This window comes from Virgibacillus sp. M23 (genome assembly GCF_034190895.1).
Classification (GTDB): domain Bacteria; phylum Bacillota; class Bacilli; order Bacillales; family Amphibacillaceae; genus Virgibacillus; species Virgibacillus salarius.
In genome coordinates, this window is sequence record NZ_JAWDHA010000369.1 from 1 (window position 1) to 394 (window position 394).

Annotated in this window: 2 pseudogenes; both read left to right on the plus strand. The window is 46.4% G+C overall.

Annotation, left to right across the window (positions count from 1 at the left end):
- A pseudogene (locus RVS70_RS23045) lies at positions 1-127 on the plus strand (LysM peptidoglycan-binding domain-containing protein); the annotation flags it as partial.
- Positions 128-142: 15 nt separating this feature from the next.
- A pseudogene (locus RVS70_RS23050) lies at positions 143-394 on the plus strand (phage portal protein); the annotation flags it as partial.

Below are 394 nucleotides of genomic sequence, written 5' to 3' on the forward strand. Positions count from 1 at the left end.
GAACAGCACGCAATGGCACAAAATTTGGAACGCCAATAAAACAGCAATGATCAAACGAAGCAAACGGAACATCAGGCAGCCGGGCCACTGGATATTTCCCGGCCAAAAGTTAAAGATACCGCAATGAAATAGGTGATGTATGATGATAGAACTGTTCGTCATTAAAGACACAGAGTGGCTTGAACTGGTTGCAGAAAGTGTTTCGCTTGAAGGCCATCGTTATCAGGCGCCGCGTTCCATTGAAGCGACCATCGTCATCAAACAGGGCGACCAGACGTATTACAGTGTCTCAGAAGGAGATACGGTCTTGTTTAAATGGAAGGGAAAAGATCTTTTTCGGGGCATTGTTTTTGCAAGAACCCCGGACGAGCATACGCTTGCCTTCAGCGCATAT